At 68.3% G+C, this 16,649-nt stretch carries 15 protein-coding genes; 10 read left to right on the plus strand and 5 right to left on the minus strand.

What is annotated here, in order from left to right:
* Positions 1-122: 122 nt before the first annotated feature.
* The 5 genes from SPK54_RS09800 to SPK54_RS09820 all read right to left on the minus strand — a co-directional run bounded on the left by SPK54_RS09800 (position 123) and on the right by SPK54_RS09820 (position 5,684).
* Positions 123-809, minus strand: coding sequence for a hypothetical protein (locus SPK54_RS09800; RefSeq protein ID WP_330947718.1), 687 nt, complete (start codon positions 807-809; stop codon positions 123-125).
* Positions 806-1,906 carry an AAA family ATPase gene (locus SPK54_RS09805; protein ID WP_330947719.1) on the minus strand — a complete coding sequence of 367 codons (1,101 nt, stop codon included), beginning with the start codon at positions 1,904-1,906 and terminating at the stop codon, positions 806-808. The genes SPK54_RS09800 and SPK54_RS09805 overlap by 4 nt, the downstream gene beginning before the upstream one ends.
* Positions 1,907-1,993: 87 nt before the next feature.
* Positions 1,994-2,764 (minus strand): NrdJb, encoded by a 771-nt coding sequence (locus SPK54_RS09810; protein WP_330947720.1) that lies wholly within the window; start codon positions 2,762-2,764, stop codon positions 1,994-1,996.
* Positions 2,765-2,844: 80 nt separating this feature from the next.
* On the minus strand, positions 2,845-3,435 hold the full coding sequence (locus SPK54_RS09815; protein ID WP_330947721.1) for a histone H1-like repetitive region-containing protein: 591 nt from the start codon (positions 3,433-3,435) through the stop codon (positions 2,845-2,847).
* A gap of 98 nt (positions 3,436-3,533) precedes the next feature.
* Positions 3,534-5,684, minus strand: coding sequence for an adenosylcobalamin-dependent ribonucleoside-diphosphate reductase (locus SPK54_RS09820; RefSeq protein WP_330947722.1), 2,151 nt, complete (start codon positions 5,682-5,684; stop codon positions 3,534-3,536).
* Positions 5,685-6,214: 530 nt separating this feature from the next.
* On the opposite strand from SPK54_RS09820, the gene SPK54_RS09825 reads away from it, so the two are divergent.
* The 10 genes from SPK54_RS09825 to SPK54_RS09870 all read left to right on the plus strand — a co-directional run bounded on the left by SPK54_RS09825 (position 6,215) and on the right by SPK54_RS09870 (position 16,647).
* A complete protein-coding gene (locus SPK54_RS09825; RefSeq protein ID WP_330947723.1) occupies positions 6,215-7,645 on the plus strand; it encodes a Do family serine endopeptidase in 1,431 nt (476 codons plus the stop codon).
* A gap of 62 nt (positions 7,646-7,707) precedes the next feature.
* Complete coding sequence (locus SPK54_RS09830) at positions 7,708-8,064, plus strand: hypothetical protein (RefSeq protein WP_330947724.1); 357 nt, start codon at positions 7,708-7,710, stop codon at positions 8,062-8,064.
* 6 nt (positions 8,065-8,070) lie between these two features.
* Positions 8,071-8,649, plus strand: a complete 579-nt coding sequence (locus SPK54_RS09835; protein WP_330947725.1) for a phage holin family protein — start codon at positions 8,071-8,073, stop codon at positions 8,647-8,649.
* An 11-nt stretch (positions 8,650-8,660) separates the two neighbouring features.
* Positions 8,661-9,005: a hypothetical protein gene (locus SPK54_RS09840; protein ID WP_330947726.1), complete on the plus strand. Its 345-nt coding sequence runs from the start codon at positions 8,661-8,663 to the stop codon at positions 9,003-9,005.
* Complete coding sequence (locus SPK54_RS09845; protein WP_330947727.1) at positions 9,002-10,120, plus strand: AI-2E family transporter; 1,119 nt, start codon at positions 9,002-9,004, stop codon at positions 10,118-10,120. The genes SPK54_RS09840 and SPK54_RS09845 overlap by 4 nt, the downstream gene beginning before the upstream one ends.
* A 61-nt stretch (positions 10,121-10,181) precedes the next feature.
* Positions 10,182-10,895 carry an HAD-IA family hydrolase gene (locus tag SPK54_RS09850; RefSeq protein ID WP_330947728.1) on the plus strand — a complete coding sequence of 238 codons (714 nt, stop codon included), beginning with the start codon at positions 10,182-10,184 and terminating at the stop codon, positions 10,893-10,895.
* Positions 10,892-12,268: a leucyl aminopeptidase family protein gene (locus tag SPK54_RS09855; RefSeq protein ID WP_330947729.1), complete on the plus strand. Its 1,377-nt coding sequence runs from the start codon at positions 10,892-10,894 to the stop codon at positions 12,266-12,268. Before SPK54_RS09850 ends, SPK54_RS09855 begins: the two co-directional genes overlap by 4 nt.
* 99 nt (positions 12,269-12,367) lie before the next feature.
* Positions 12,368-13,453: a catalase family peroxidase gene (locus SPK54_RS09860; RefSeq protein WP_330947730.1), complete on the plus strand. Its 1,086-nt coding sequence runs from the start codon at positions 12,368-12,370 to the stop codon at positions 13,451-13,453.
* The gene (locus SPK54_RS09865) at positions 13,450-14,019 is read left to right on the plus strand and encodes a cytochrome b/b6 domain-containing protein (protein ID WP_330947731.1); all 570 of its coding nucleotides are present in this window, start codon (positions 13,450-13,452) and stop codon (positions 14,017-14,019) included. Before SPK54_RS09860 ends, SPK54_RS09865 begins: the two co-directional genes overlap by 4 nt.
* A 45-nt stretch (positions 14,020-14,064) precedes the next feature.
* Positions 14,065-16,647 carry an EAL domain-containing protein gene (locus SPK54_RS09870; RefSeq protein WP_330947732.1) on the plus strand — a complete coding sequence of 861 codons (2,583 nt, stop codon included), beginning with the start codon at positions 14,065-14,067 and terminating at the stop codon, positions 16,645-16,647.
* Positions 16,648-16,649: the final 2 nt, after the last annotated feature.

Raw genomic sequence — 16,649 nt, forward strand, 5'->3', positions numbered from 1 at the left:
AGTCATCCCGGAGGTGAGGCGCTATTGTCGCCGACAGGTGGCGAGTTGTTCAGACTTTCCCTAGGGTACGGCGTGGCGGCAGGGCGCGGGATGCGCATGGAAAAGGCGGGACAAACCGCCTTTCAGAAAGTCGACTCTGACCCGGGCTTTCCGTCCACACGTAGCGCCGACATCAACCGCGATCCGGCGCCGACCAATCGAGCCAAGACCGCCAAGTGCTCATCAACGCGGGGGTCTTGAATGCCCTTCTTGTACTTCGCCTTGTGATCGGCCTCGCCCCAGACTTCTTCGAGCAGAGATCGAACCTGCAACTCGCAGGTCGCCACAGCATCCTTGCGCGGTCGAAGCAAATAATGCACAGACGTGTAATAACTAGGCTTAATCGAGCACTTTAATCCAAGCCCTTGAAGAAAGTCCTTTGACTCAGGATCCCAAGTATATGCCTTGGGCTTCTCAGCGAAGACCCAATCTTTCGCCTGAGCATGATGCTCGATAGCTCGGTGTATCACAGAAATATCCTGCGGGTAAAGATGTATTAATCTTACCGCGTATATATCTGTTATTTCTTTAAAAATATTATCCGAAGTAATTTGACACCCTTCTGCACGCTTCATTTCTATTTTTTTCGCCAGACTCGCGTCCGACTTTGCCCGACGCTTCGCCGAATGAACAACATCTGAAACTTCGGGGTTCTTTAAAAGAATCGCTTCGACCGATGAGCCAAATCCCTCAAAAACATTCGCCTGCGCCCTAACCGTCCTAAGCAGGCTCTCAACTGATTCCCGCCTTGCCCTCACTGAACGGCTCATACTCCCCCCATTCGCGCCAATACATCATCAGCGAAAACCTTGTAAGCATTTTTAGTGGCGAGATACTGCTCTCGATTTGGCGAAACGCTAGACCTGTCCTCCGACGAAAGATTGGGAAGATCCGGCACCTGCCAGATAGGCACACGATACTTTTGAGCCATCGCCGGAATGGTCGAATGGGAATGCATAATAGCCGTGCCACCAATTGGCTTTGCAATTTCCTTCCTATCAATCCCCTGCATCGCCTCCGGAGGGATGAAATCTTGGACCGTTTTTGGAATTTGCTTTGCGTAATTGTAGTGCGCCTTTGCCAGCTTCCATGCATTGGAAGCATCCGCACGTTTCCGAGCGTTGTAAACTGTAAACCCAAGAAATTTTACGGCTTCGGTTGGCAGATTTCGCGCCCGACGTTCGCCAATAATTTTCTGCAGAAGCGAGAAATCTCGAAGCCACTGACTCAACGATCGCCCGATATTTCTGATGCCATACAGCGAGAACATGTCGGGGGCGCAAGGAATGAGGAAGCAATCCGAGGTAGATATGACGACCTTATTCAATATCCCGAGCGCTGGAGACGTATCAATCACCACAACTTCGTACTTGTGCTTAGCGGCATATGCCTCAACCACTCGACGAATATTTGTGATGGTCCGAATGGCAAGTGGATCGCTTTGGTACGCGTCCGACCAACGGCTTGCCACTTTATTCTCAAACATGTGAATCGAGAGACGGCCAGGCAACAGATCCAGATTCTTTCCAAGGGAACGCGGCGGAGGAAGATCGGCCGGCTCATCCACGCCATCCTCAGCAGGCTTCATTAAGAAGTGAATCGACCGCGTCGACTTAAGCACTTTCTTGAAGCCCGCCGGCTTGGCTTTTCTCTGTGCCTCAGCGAAATCCTCAATAAATTCATCTTCCTCTTCCCATAGATTCTCAAGCTCCTCAACGCTATACCCAAACAGCGTGAGGTTTGACTGCGGATCCAAGTCAATGAGAAGGGTCTTCTTTCCCAAATCCGCCAGAGCGCTCGCTAGGTGAAAGGTAAGCGTTGTTTTTCCCACGCCGCCCTTATTGTTAAAAACCGCAATAGACTTCATCAACTGCCCCCTGCTTTACATAAAAAGGGCCAGATTCACTACTGAACTCTGGCCCGTTGGATATTTACTCGACGATGTGGGCAAAACTCACCCGCACTTGCTATACCCACAATTCAAGCAAGTCGCACACCCGTCCATCAGCACGAGCGCCTTGGTCGAACACTTGTGGCACATGGTGGCGCTGGGCGGGAAGCTGGCGCCGTCGCCGGTCACGGCGATGTCTTCCGGATGCTCCGCCGCGCTGCTCAGCCCGGCCGGGCCGGCGTCAGCGTTTTTTTTTGAGCGATCTTCGTACTGCTTGCGCTTCTCGGCGATCAGCGCGCGCTGGTGCTCGCTCATCTCCGGGTCGTGCAGCATGCCGATGGACTTAAGGTGGTCCTCCACGATGCTGCCCAGCTCCGCCACCAGCGACGGCATGTACACGCCGCCGGCCTTGAAGTAGCCGCCGCGCGGGTCGAACACGGCCTTCATCTCGTCGACGATGAAGGTCACGTCGCCGCCCTTGCGGAACACCGCGGACATGATGCGGGTGAGCGCCACGATCCACTGGAAATGCTCCATCGACTTGCTGTTGATGAAGATCTCGAACGGGCGGCGGTGTTCGTGCTCGTTGCCGGCGTTGAGCACGATGTCGTTGATGGTCACGTACATGGCGTGTTCCACCAGCGGCGACTTGATCTTGTAGGTGCTGCCGATCAGGACTTCCGGGCGCTCGATGCGCTCGTGCATCTGGATCACGTTGTCTTCGGGCGCGGCGGCGGCCGGCGCGGGTTCCGCGGCCCTGGCGCTTTCCTTTGCCTTGTCGTCCGGGGTGACGACGGCGTAGCCCTTGATTTTCTTTTCGATCCTGACGGTCATGGTCCTGACTCTGGTTGTCTGCGTGCGTTGCGTGCGGGATGCGCGCCACGCCCGGCGTGCCGGGCGGGCGCAGGACAGGCTTACTTCCGGGCGGTCTTCTTGGCCGCTTTCTTCATTGCTTTCTTGGCAGGCGCTTTCTTGGCGACGGCCTTCTTGGCCACCGCCTTCTTCGCAGGCGCCTTTCTGGCGACGGCCTTCTTGACCGCTGCCTTCTTGACCGCTGCCTTCTTGACCGCTGCCTTCTTGGCGGGTGCCTTCTTGGCAACGGCCTTCTTCGCCGCCGGCTTCCTGGCAACCGCCTTCTTGGCGGGCGCCTTCTTGGCCGCGGCCTTCTTCGCCGCAGGTTTCTTGGCAACCGCCTTCTTCGCGGCCTTCTTCGCCGCGGGCTTCTTGCCGGCCACCTTCTTCTTCAGGCTCGCCACTTCCTTCTTGGCGTCCTTGCTGGCGGCTTCGAGCTTCTTCTTGGCCACGGCCACGGTCTTGCTGACCGCCTTCTTCGCCTTGGCCACTTCGGTCTTCACTTTCTTCTCCGCGGACTTGGCGGCCTTCTTCGCCTTGGCCACGGTTGCGCTGGCGGTGCTGGCGACCGCGCCGCCGACTTCAACAACCTTCTCTTTCGCAGTTTCAACGGCATCCGACAGCGTCGCCGTCACTCCATCTCCATTGCTCATGTGCCCTCCGGGGCGTGGGTTGGTGGGTACAACAGCGCGATCCTATACCCGGCCGCGCGCGCGTGCAGTGATTGCCGCGCGCGCCGCTGGCCGGTGCGTCAGAACTTGCCGTAATACCCTTCCTTGAGGGCGTCGAAAAGGTTGGCCGCGGTGTGCATCTCGCCGTCGTACTCGATCTGCTCGTTGCCCTTCACCTCGACCACGCTGCCGTCTTCCAGTTCGAAGCGGTAGGTGGTGTTCTCCAGGTCGGCTTCCTTCACCAGCACGCCCTGGAAGGCGGCGGGGTTGAAGCGGAAGGTGGTGCAGCCCTTCAGGCCCTGCTGGTAGGCGTAGCGGTAGATGTCCTTGAAGTCCTCGTACGGGTAATCCGTGGGGACGTTCGCGGTCTTGGAGATGGAGGAATCCACCCACTTTTGCGCCGCGGCCTGCACGTCCACGTGCTCCTTCGGGCTGATGTCGTCGGCAGCGATGAAGTAGTCCGGCAGCTTGGCCGCCGCGTCCTCGGCGTAGGGCATCGCCTTCGGGTTGACCAGCTCGCGGTAGGCCAGCAGCTCGAACGAGAACACGTCCACCTTTTCCTTCGACTTCTTGCCTTCGCGGATCACGTTGCGGCTGTAGTGGTGGGCGAAGCTGGGCTCGATGCCGTTGGACGCGTTGTTGGCCAGGCTCAGCGAGATGGTGCCGGTGGGCGCGATGGAGCTGTGGTGGGTGAAGCGGGCGCCGACTTCGGCCAGCTCCTCCACCAGCTCCGGCGCCACTTCGGCGACCTTCTGCATGTAGCGGCTGTACTTGGCGTGCAGGGTCTTGCCCTGGATCTCCTGGCCCAGCTTCCAGCCGTCCTTCACCATCTCCGGGCGTTTGCGCAGCATCTCGGCGGTGACTTCGAACACCTCGTCCATGATCGGCGCGGCGCCCTTTTCCTTGGCCAGCGCCAGCCCGGTTTCCCAGCCGGCCACCGCCATGTCGCGGGCGATGCGCTCGGTGAACTCGCAGGATGCCTTGCTGCCGTACTTCATCTGCAGCATGGTCATGGTGCTGCCCAGGCCCAGGAAGCCCATGCCGTGGCGGCGCTTGCGCATGATCTCGTCCCTTTGCTGTTGCAAGGGGAGCCCGTTGACCTCCACCACGTTGTCCAGCATGCGGGTGAACACGCGCACCACTTCCTTGTATTCCTCCCAGTCGAACGTGGCCTGGTCGGTGAAGGGGTGCTTGACGAACTTGGTCAGGTTGACCGAGCCCAGCAGGCAGGCGCCGTAGGGCGGCAGCGGCTGCTCGCCGCAGGGGTTGGTGGCGCGGATGGTCTCGCACCACCAGTTGTTGTTCATCTCGTTGACCTTGTCGATCAGGATGAACCCCGGCTCGGCGTAGTCGTACGTCGAGACCATGATCATGTCCCACAGGTGGCGGGCGCGGATGTGGCCGTAGATCTTGCAGGCCACCAGGCCGTCTTCGCGGGCGATGTAGTTGCGGTGGGTGGGCCACTCGCGCCAGACCACCTGCTCCGGGTTGTCCAGGTCGATCTCGCCCTTTTCCTTGATGTTCACCGGGAACACCAGCGGCCAGTCGGCGTCGTTCTCCACCGCCTGCATGAAGCCGTCGGTGATCAGAAGGCTGAGGTTGAACTGGCGCAGCCGGCCGTCCTCGCGCTTGGCGCGGATGAAGTCCTTCACGTCCGGGTGCGACACGTCGAAGGTGCCCATCTGCGCGCCGCGGCGGCCGCCGGCACTGGACACGGTGAAGCACATCTTGTCGTAGATATCCATGAAGGACATCGGGCCCGACGTGTAGGCGCCGGCGCCGGCCACGAACGCGCCGCGCGGGCGCAGCGTGCTGAATTCGTAGCCGATGCCGCAGCCGGCCTTCAGGGTCAGGCCGGCTTCGTGGACCTTGTCGAGGATGCCGTCCATCGAGTCTTCAATCGTGCCGGAGACGGTGCAGTTGATCGTCGAGGTGGCGGGCTTGTGTTCCTGCGCGCCGGCGTTGCTGGTGATGCGGCCGGCCGGGATGGCGCCGCGGCGCAGCGCCCAGGTGAAGCGCTCCTGCCAGTACTGCTGCAGCTCGGCGGTGGGCTCGGCCTCGGACAGCGCCTTGGCGACGCGCCTGTAGGTGCCGTCGATGTCGGCATCCAGCGGCGCCCCCTGCTTGGTCTTCAGGCGGTACTTCTTGTCCCAGATGTCCACCGACGCCGGCTGCATCGGGATGTCCTGATTTGCGTCCGTGGTCACCGCTTCAAGCCTCGCCGTGCTCATGCCCTTCGACTCTCCTGTCTTTATAGACCCGCGCTGGCGGATCCGTTGCCCGTGCCCCGCCCCCGGCATCCGTCGGCGGCGACGATGCAGGCCGCGCCGGGGCGCAGCCTGCGATTGTTTCAATGTGATGGCGTTGCCGCCGGTTCTTGCTTCGTCACGCGCCGCTCCCCTGCCGACGTCATTGCCCCGTGCCTGGCAGCGCCCCTACGCCACTAGCCTTGGGTTTTCCTGCAATCACGAACCACTAGATCTAGTGGATCAACCCGAAGGACGATAGCCACGGCCCCGGACCAAGTCAACGCCAAAATTTGCCGCCAACCGCTTGCATTCCCTGACACCCTCCCGCGATGCGGGTTCCACGCCCTGCGGGCGGTTTCGGGCGTGGAACTGAATGCGGGCGATGCTGCGCCGCGGCGCGGCCGGCGCCCGGCCGCAACATCGGCCGGCCCGCCTTCAGCCGCGATTGCGCGATGCGTGGCGAGACTCGGCAATACTTGTCCCGTTGCCATGCCCTCCCCACGTATTGCCGCATGAAGACCGCCACCAGAACCCTGCTCGCCCTGACCGCCGCCGCCGCATTTGGCGGCTTTGCCGCCACCGGCCTGAACCTGATGCTGGAGCAGCCGGCAACCGCCGCCCCGACCGCGAGCGCGGCGGTGCCGGCGACCGCCGCGTTGCCGACCGCCGTCAACGGCACGCCGCTGCCGTCGCTGGCGCCGATGCTGAAGCGGGTGCTGCCGGCGGTGGTGAGCGTGAACACCAAGCAGCGGGTGCGGGTGAACACGCCGTTCGGCGACGACCCGGTGTTCCGCCGCATCTTCGGCATCCCTGCCGAGCGCATCGCGCAGTCGCTGGGCTCGGGCGTGATCATCGACGCCCAGCGCGGGCTGGTGCTGACCAACAACCACGTGGTCGAGGACGCCGACGAGGTGCAGGTCACGCTGGCCGACGGGCGCACCCTGAAGGCGGAGTTCGTGGGCAACGACGCCGACACCGATATCGCGCTGATGCGCATCCCGGCGCAAAACCTGACCGCGATCCCGGTGGCGAACAGCGACCAGCTGCAGATCGGCGACTTCGTGGTGGCCATCGGCAACCCGTTCGGCGTGGGCCAGACCGTGACCAGCGGCATCGTGTCCGCGGTGGGCCGCAACAACCTGCCCGGCGCCGGCTACCAGAACTTCATCCAGACCGACGCCAGCATCAACCCGGGCAACTCCGGCGGCGCGCTGGTCAACCTCAACGGCGAGCTGGTGGGCATCAATACCGCCAGCTTCAACCCGCGCGGCTCGATGGCCGGCAACATCGGCCTGGGCTTCGCCATTCCCTCCAACCTGGCCAGCCGGATCAAGGACCAGCTGCTGGTGGCCGGGGTGGTCCGTCGCGGCACCCTGGGCATCGACACCCAGGACGTGGACGCGCGCATCGCCAAGGGCCTGGGCCTGGCGGAAGCGCGCGGCGCGGTGGTCACCCGCGTTTATCCCGGCTCGGCCGGCGGCGCGGCGGGGCTGAAGGTGGGCGACGTGGTGGTGGCGGCCAACGGCCAGCCGATCGACAACGCCGAGGCGCTGCGCAACTTCCAGGGCCTGCAGGCGCCTGACGCCAAGGTCACGCTGGATCTGCTGCGCGAGGGCAAGCCGGTGAAGATCGCCAGCGGCCTGCGCGAGGCGCCGAAGGCGCTGGACGGCGCGCAGCTGGATGCACGGCTGGCCGGCGCCAGTTTCGCCGAGCTGCCGGAATCGCTGCGTCGCCAGGGGCTGGCCGGCGTGCTGGTGGAGAAGGTGGAGCGCGGCAGCCGCGCGCAGCTGAACTACCTGCAGCCCGGCGACGTGATCCTCACCGCCAGCAGCGGCGACTTCAGCGACCTCACCGGCTTCCGCGCCAGCCTGTCGCGCGGGGCCGACCAGCTGGTGCTGCAGGTGCTGCGCAACGGGCGCGCCTACAACGTGCCGATGCGGTGACACCGCCATCACGCAACGGTGCGACACTGCCCTTTCCCATTCCCCACGCGAGGATGCGACAGATGAGCGAACACACCGATGCGGTCAAGAGCGGCCTGGGCGAGGCCGGCGTGCACCTGAAGCAGGCGGCCACTGCCGCGGGCGGCGCGGTCAAGAGCGCGGCCGCCGTGGCTGGCGACGAACTGCGGCTGGGCAAGGCGCAGATGAAGGCGGAGCTGGCCGACGGCGCGCTGTCCGGGCTGGGCGCGGCCGAGCACCTGGGCGCAGCGGCCGGCGAGCAGGCCGGCGCGCTGATGGACAAGGGCCGCGACCTGCTGGACAGCGCCGCGGAACTGATCCGCGAACGCCCGCTGGTGGCATTCGGCGCGGCCTTCGCGGCGGGCTGGATCATTTCCCGGCTCGGCCGCAGCGACAAGTAAGCGCCGATGCAAGCCAACGAGGACGCCCCGCAGGCCCCGCCGCGGGGCGCACCGGCAAGCGACGCGCCGGCAGCGGACGCGCCCGGCATCGAGGAAACCCTGCGCGGCCTGCGTGACGAGGGTCGCGCCGGGCTGAAGGCGGCCGGCGATGCCGCCAAGGCGCTGCGCATCCTGGTGGCCGCCGACATCTCGCTGGCGCGCAGCGCGTTCGGGCGCACCCTGGCGTTCACCGGCGTCGCGATCGCCTTCGGCGCCTCGTCGTGGCTGCTGCTGATGGCGGCGATGGTGGCGGGGATGGTCGCCGCCGGCCTGTCGTGGTTGCTGGCACTGCTGATCGCCGCGGTGCTCAGCACCGCCGCCACCACCGCGGCCGGGTTCGCTGCGATGCGCTACTTCGAACACACCCGGCTGAAGGCGACGCGCCGGCAGCTGGCCCGGCTGGGCATCGGCGAGCTGGCCGATTTCATGCCCGACGCAGGCGGCGCCCAGTCCAGCGAGGCGGCCGCGCAGAAGGTGGCGGAGGTCGAGGCGCAGACCGGCGCGCCGCCCAAGAAGGGCCTCGGCATCGACGTCACGCCGCCCTAGGGGAACCGCGAATGGGATTCGACGCACTGCTCGACAAGGTCAAACAGGCGGAACGGACGCTGGAAAACCGCGAGCGCGAAGCGGTGGGCCGCTGGCAGCAGCTGGCCCGCAGCTGGCGCGCGGCGTGGACGCCGGGGCGGATCGTGGTGGTGGGCCTGGTGGCGGGCTTCGTGGCGGGCCGCGCCAAACCGCTGCAGCTGGCGCGCAGCGGCAATGGCATCGTGTCGCTGCTGCAGACGCTGGCACCGCTGCTGGCCGGCCTGCAGGCGGGCGTGCAGACGGCGCAGTCTGCCCAGGACGAAGCCCGGCAGGACGCGCAGGCCGCCACCCCGCCCGCGCCGGGCGCGCCGCCATGAGCGCGCCCGATGCCGCCATTGCGGCCGGCGCGGACCCCACGGCTGCGCCCGAGCCGGCCCCGGTCGCCCCCAGGCCGCGCGGGCCGCTGTCGCTGGTGGTGCTGGCCATCCTGGCGGTGGGCTACACGCTTTGGGCCACCCAGGACCTGGTGCTGCCGGTGCTGCTGGCGATGTTCTTCGCGCTGATCGGCAATCCGATCATCCGTCTGCTGCAGCGCCTGCACGTCCCGCGCTTCCTGGCCGCGCTGGCGGTGCTGTGCGGCGGCATCGCGCTGACCGTCCTGCTCGGGCTGCAGCTGGTCCAACCGGCCAGCGACTGGGTGCGCGAGGCCCCGCGCGAACTGCGCACGCTGACGCCGAAGCTGCAGAAACTCACCAGGCCGGTGCAGGAAGCCAACAAGGCCGCCGAGAACATCGCTCGCGTGGCCGGCGGCGAAAGCCCCGCCAAGCCGGTGCAGGTGGTGCGCACCGAGGTCAACGATCCGTACAAGTCGCTGACCGCGACGCCGATGATGGCGGCCTCGGTGCTGGCGGTGGTGCTGCTGACGTTCTTCTTCATGGTCTACGGGCAGGACCTGCAGCGGCGCGCGATCGCGCTGCTGCCGGACCGGCAGAAGAAGAAGCTGACGGTGGAGATCCTGCACGCCATCGAGATCGAGATCAGCCGCTACGTGCTGACCATCAGCGCGATCAATGCGGTGGTGGGGCTGGCCTTCGCCGCCTGCCTGGCGTTCTTCCTCGACATGCCGCTGGACGAGGCGCTGCTGTGGGGCACGATGGCGATGCTGCTCAACTTCGCCCCCTACGTGGGCCCGCTGATCGGCATCGTGGTGATGCTGCTGATGGGGTTCTCCAGTTACGACGAGCCGCTGCGCGCGCTGCTGCCGGCGGCGATCTACCTGGGCCTGCATACGCTGGAGGGCCAGATCGTCACCCCGATCATCCTGGGCCGGCGGATGGCGCTGTCGCCGCTGGTGCTGATCCTGGCGCTGATGGTGTTCGGCTGGCTGTGGGGCATCATCGGCCTGCTGCTGGCGGTACCGATGCTGGTCTGCGTGAAGATCGTGCTGGCGCGGGTGGGGGGCATGGACGGCTGGGCGCGGCTGCTCGAGTAGGCCGGCGCCACGCAGGGCCACGCAGGACGCGCGCCCCGACCGGCCGGCCTACAATGGCGACGTGAACCTCCCTATCCGCGCCATCACCTTCGATCTCGACGACACCCTGTGGCCGTTCGCCCCGATCGGGGAGCGCATCGAAACCGCCCTGCACGCCTGGTTCGCCGAGCACAGCCCGCGCACCGCCGAGCGTTTCCCGATCAGCGAAATGCGTGCGCTGCGCGAGCGGGTGTTCGCCGAATTCCCGCAGCACGCGCACGACCTCGGCCTGCTGCGCCGGCTGACCATCGAGCGCGCACTGCACGAGAGCGGCGACGACCCGGCGCTGGCCAGTGCGGCGTACGCGATCTTCTTCCAGGAGCGCAACCGGGTGGACTTCTACCCCGACGCGCACGACGGCCTGCAGCGCATCGCCGCCCGCCTGCCGATCGCCGCGTTGACCAACGGCAACGCCGACCTGGCCGCGATCGGCATCGCCGGGCTGTTCCGCTTCCAGCTGGGCGCGCGCGAGTACGGTGCCGCCAAGCCCGACGCCGGCCTGTTCCACGAGGCCTGCCGCCGGCTGGGCGTTGCGCCGGGCGAAGTGCTGCACGTCGGCGACCATCCGCACATGGACGTGGCCGGCGCCGCCAACGCCGGCCTGCGCAGCTGCTGGATCGACCGCGGCGACCACGCCTGGCCGGAACCGCTGGCGCGCGCCGACCTGCACATTCCCACCCTGACCGCGCTGGCCGACTGGCTGGACGCGGGCGCCCTGTTCGAGAACGCCGCATGAGCCTGCCCGCCGGCTTCACCGCCACCGCCGATGCCCCGCTGCCGCTGCACGCGGTGCGCAAGGCCGACTTCGCCGCCTGGTGCCAGGCGCAGCACGCGCCGGTGCAGGCCTGGCTGGCCGCGCAGCGCTTCGACGGCGCCGCCGCCACCGCCTGCAGCTGGCCCGATGCCGACGGCCGCGTGGCCGGCGCGGTGCTGGGCGTGGACGACCCGCATGATCCGTTCGCCTGGGCGCACGCGCCGCGCGCGCTGCCCGCCGGCGACTGGCACCTCGCCTCCGAGCTGGACGGCGGCGCCCGCCGCGCGCTGCAGCTGGGATGGGGCCTGGGCCTGTACCGCTTCGGCCGCTACAAGGCGCCGCCGGCGCCGGCCGCGCGGCTGGCCGCGGACGCGTTCGACGCCGAAACCTTCGACCTGCTGGCCGCCTGCGTGCGCGTGCGCGACCTGGTCAACACTCCCACCGAACACATGGGTCCCGACGAGCTGGAAGCGGTGGCGCGCGAACTGGCGCAGGCGCACGGCGCGACGCTCGAGGTGATCGCCGGCGATGCCCTGCTGGCGCGCAACTACCCGGCGATCCACGCGGTGGGCCGCGCCTCGCACCGCGCGCCGCGCCTCATCGAACTGGCCTGGGGCGAGCCGTCGCATCCGCACGTGGTGATCTGCGGCAAGGGCGTGTGCTTCGACACCGGCGGGCTGGACCTCAAGGCCGCCGCCGGCATGCGCAACATGAAGAAGGACATGGGCGGCGCCGCGCACGCGCTGGCGCTGGCCGAGCTGGTGATGGCGCGCAAGCTGCCGCTGCGCATCACCCTGCTGGTGGCCGCCGTGGAGAACGCGGTCGGCCCGAACGCGTTCCGCCCGGGCGAAGTCATCGCCACCCGCAAGGGCGTGAGCGTGGAGATCGACAACACCGATGCCGAAGGCCGGCTGGTGCTGTGCGACGCGCTGACCCACGCCTGCGAGCTGGCGCCCGACCTGCTGCTGGACTTCGCCACCCTCACCGGCGCCGCGCGCATCGCGCTGGGCCCGGACCTGCCCGCGCTGTACGCCAACGACGAGGCGCTGGCCCAAGACTGGCTGGCCGCAGGCCAGCAGGCGCGCGACCCGCTGTGGCGGATGCCGCTGTGGCGGCCGTACTTGCGCTACCTCACCAGCGGCATCGCTGATCTCGCCAACGCCAGCAACACCACCATGGCCGGCAGCGTCACCGCCGCGCTGTACCTGGAGCGCTTCGTGGAAGAAGGCGTGCGCTGGGGCCACGTGGACGTGTACGCGTGGAACGACGGCGACCGCCCCGGCAAGCCCGCCGGCGGCGAAGCGCAGGGCCTGCGCGCCGCCTACGCGCTGCTGAAGGCGCGCGCCGCCGGCTGAACCCGGCGGCACCCGGGAGGGGGATCGCGCACCGGCGCCGGGAGCACTGCATCCATCCGGGCATCCGATTCGTATGTAGCGCGACGCTACGGAGTTGCGATGACCGATCGACCCCACCCCCGCCGGCCAACGCCGCTCGTGCCGCTGGCCGCCATCGCCGCGGTGGTGGCCGTGGCCGGCGCAGGCTTCCTGTATGCCGCCGGCCGATTGGGCGATACCCCGCCCACCGCGCGCACCCTGATCGGCGCGATCGAGGCCGCCGCCGGCCCGCATCCCGGTTACCGCCGCGCACACAGCCGCGGCGTCTGCGTGGGCGGCTGGTTCGAGGGCGCGGCCGACGGCGCCGCGCTGTCGGCGGCACGGGTATTTTCTCAGGGGCGCGTGCCGGTACTGGGCCGGCTGTCGATCGGCGGCGGCGATCCGCACGGCGCCGAGGCCGGCGCGCGCGTGCGCAGCCTGGCCCTGCAGCTGCGCAGCGACGACGGCGCGGACTGGCGGCTGGCGATGAACAGCTTCCCGTTCTTCGCCCTGCCCAGCGCCGAGGCCTTCCTCGAACAGACCCGCGCGCAGATCCCCGACCCGGCCACCGGCAAGCCCGACCCGGCGCGGATGGCCGCGGTGCTGGCGAAATATCCCAGCGCGCGCGCCTTCCGCGACTGGGCGGCCAGCGCGCCGTGGCCGGACAGCTGGGCCAACACGACCTACAACGGCATCCACACCTTCGTGTTCGTCGCGCCCGATGGGCACCGCCAGCCGCTGCGCTGGTCGCTGCGCCCGCGCGCGCCGCTGGTGGCGATGGACGCCGCCGCGCGCGCCGCGGCCACGCCGGACTACCTGGCCGCGGAGTTCGCGCGCCGGCTGGCCGCCGGCCCGGTGGCCTGGGATCTGGTGGCCACGCTGCCGGCGCCCGGCGACGCGCTGGATGATCCCTCGCAGCCGTGGCCCGCATCGCGGCCCACCCGCACCCTCGGCACGCTGTGGCTGGACTCGATGGCGCCGCAGGCCGAGGGCGCCTGCCGCGACGTCAACTTCGACCCCACCGTGCTGCCGCCCGGCATCGAGCGCTCCAACGACCCGATCCTGGCCGCGCGCGCTGCGGTGTACGCGCAGTCGTTCAACCGCCGGGAGCGCGAGATCGCCCGCGGACAGGCGCCCGAGGCCACCGGCCAGGGTGGCGAGCCATGAGCCCCGCACCGCGCTTCGTCCCGCTGGCCCGCCTGCTGCACTGGCTGATGGCCGCGCTGCTGCTGTCCCAGCTGCTGATTGGCGTGGCGATGATGGCCACGCTGACCCTGCGGCCGCCGCTGATCGCGCTGCACCGCCCGCTGGGCCTGGCCCTGCTGGTGCTGGTGCTGGTCCGCCTGTGGGTGCGCCGCCGCCATCCGCCGCCGGCGCTGCCGGCCGACCTGCCGCGCTGGCAGGCCGCCGCCGCGCGCGCCTCGCACCTGCTGCTGTACGCGCTGATGCTGGCGCTGCCGCTGCTGGGCTGGGCGCTGGCCTCGGCCGCAGGCAACGCGGTGCTGCTGCCCGGCGGCGTGCCCCTGCCGGCGATCGCGCCGCACGATCCGGTGCTGTTCGGGTGGCTGCGCGATGCCCACGGCCTGCTGGCCTGGCTGCTGTTCGCCACCGTGCTGGGCCACGTGGCGGCCGCGCTGCACCACGCATGGATCCGCCGCGACGGCGTGTTCGAGGCGATGGCGTGGCGTCGCCGAGAGCGGCCAGCGGAGAACCCCTGGCGCACGTGGCGCTGAAAGCCGGCCGGGTTATCCTGCGGCCGTCTTCCGGGAATCGCGACGATGCGCATCCGCACCGCCTGGCTTGTCCTGCCTGCGTTGCTGCTAGCCGCCACCGCATGGTGGGTGGCCAGCACGATGCGTGGCGGCGGCGACGCCGATGCGCGGACGCTGCGGGTAGGCCTGTACGAGAACGCGCCGAAGATCTACCGCGACCGCAACGGTCGCCCTGCCGGCTTGTTCGTTGAGCTGCTGGACGAGGTTGCCCGCAAGGAAGGATGGCGCTTGCAGTACGTGCCATGCGAATGGTCGAACTGCCTGGCGCGGCTGGAAGCGGGCGAATTGGATTTCATGCCCGACGTGGCCTACACGCCCGAACGCGGGCGCCTGTACGAATTCCATGCCGTGCCGGTGGCGCATTCGTGGTCGCAGGTCTACAAGCACCCTGGGCTGGTGGTGCGGGCCTTCCCCGACCTCGCGGGCCTACGGGTGGCGCTGCTGCGCGACAGCGTGCAGGAAGATGAGCTGCGCCACCTGCTGCGCGAGCTCGGCGTCCGCTGGACGGTGGTCGAAGCCGACAGTTACCTGCAGGCCTTCGCCGCCGTGCGCGACGGCCGCGCCGACGTGGCCATTGCCAACAACTTCTTCGGCGCGCGCACCGCGCGCAGCTTCGGGCTCGAGGAAACCGCGATCCTGTTCAATCCCGCGACGCTCTATTTCGCGGCGCCCAAGGGCCGGTACGCCGCGGAGCTGGCGCGCATCGACCACTGGTTGCGGGCTTGGCAACAAGCGCCGGACTCGGTGTATTTCGAAGCGATGCGCCACGCGATGATGCCACCGCCGCTGACGGTGGCGCCGCACTGGCTGCCGGCGGCGCTGGCAGGCGCGGCCGCGCTGGTGCTGGTGCTGCTCGCGTTCAGCCTGGTGCTGCGCTGGCGGGTGCGGGTGGCGACCGCCGAGGCGATCGCGGCGCGTTCGCGGCTGGAAATGGTGCTCGACGTGAGTCCGGTGGCGCTGTTCCTGCTGCGCGAAGTGGATCGCCAGCTGGTGGTGGAATGGGCCAGCCCGAATGTCTCGCGGCTGTACGGGATCGCCGCCGAAGAAGTGCTGTCTCCCGGTTGGTGGGCACAGCGCGTGCATCCCGACGACCTGCCGACGCTGGAACCGGCGCTGGACCACCTGCGCCGGCACCCATCGCTGACCCGCGAATACCGGCTGGTAGACGACGACGGACGCGCCCACCACGTGCACGAAGTGCTGCGTCCGTTGCCCGGCCCCGCGGGACAGCCATTGCGCGCGCTGTCGACCTGGACCGACCTGTCCGAGGCGAAGGCGCACGCCGCCGAACTCAGCCACCTGGCCCACCACGACGGCTTGACCGGGTTGCCCAACCGGCGCCTCCTGCACTTGTTCCTGGAAGACGCGACGCGGACTGGCCGCCGCATCGCGGTGGTGGCGCTGGACCTGGACCGGCTGCGCGGCGTCAACGACACCCTCGGCCACTCGCTGGGCGACCAGGTGCTGCGCGCGGCCACCCAGCGATTGCAGGCGCGGCTGCCCGCGGAGGGCTTCCTGGCCCGGCTCGGCGGCGACGAGTTCGCCGCGGTGCTGCCCGGCGCGACCGCGGACGACGCCAACGCCTTCGGGCTCGACGTGCTGGAGGCGTTCACCCGCCCGCTGCTGGGCGGGGCCACGCCCACCGTGCTGACCATCAGCGTGGGCATCGCGCTGGCGCCGGCCGACGGCGACGAAGCCGATACCCTGCTGCGCCACGCCGAGCTGGCGCTCTACGAGGCCAAGCGGTTGGGCACCGGCCGCCGCCAATTCTTCCAGCCGGCGCTGTCCACCGGCGCGGCCCAGCGGCTGGCGCTGGAAACCGGCCTGCGCATGGCCCTGCCGCGCCAGCAGTTCCGCCTGCACTACCAGCCGCAGCTGGACCTGCACGGCGGCACACTGGTGGGGGTGGAAGCGCTGCTGCGCTGGGAGCACCCGGAGCTCGGCACGATCCCGCCGGCACAGTTCATCCCGGTGGCCGAGGAAACCGGGCAGATCGAGGAGATCGGCCAATGGGTGCTGCTGGAAGCCTGCCGCCAACTGCGCGCCTGGGACGATGCCGGGCTGGGCATCCACGGGATGTCGGTCAACTGCTCGGTGCAGCAGCTCGACGCCGACCGGCTGCCGGCGCAGGTGGCGGCGATCCTGGCCGCGACCGGAATCGCCGCGGACCGGCTGGAGCTGGAAATCACCGAGTCGGTGCTGATGCGCGACCCCGAACACGCGATCGTGGTGCTGCAGGCGCTGAAGGCGCAGGGCGTGCGGCTGGCGGTCGACGATTTCGGCACCGGCTACTCCAGCCTCGCCTACCTGCGGCGGCTGCCGCTGACCCGGTTGAAGATCGACCGCGCCTTCGTCAGCGGCATCGGCAACGATCCCGGCGACGAGGAGATCTGCCGCACGGTGATCGCACTGGCCCGCAACCTCGGCCTGGAGACGCTGGCCGAAGGCGTGGAGCACCTGCATGAAGCGGCGTTCCTGCGCGCGGGCGGTTGCACGCTGGCGCAGGGCTTCCACTATGCGCGCCCGCTGCCGCCGGAGGCGCTGGTGGCGTGGGTCGCCGCGCACCGGCGGCAACCGCGACGCGCCTGACC

Source organism: Thermomonas sp. LB-4 (assembly GCF_036409385.1).
GTDB lineage: Bacteria > Pseudomonadota > Gammaproteobacteria > Xanthomonadales > Xanthomonadaceae > Thermomonas.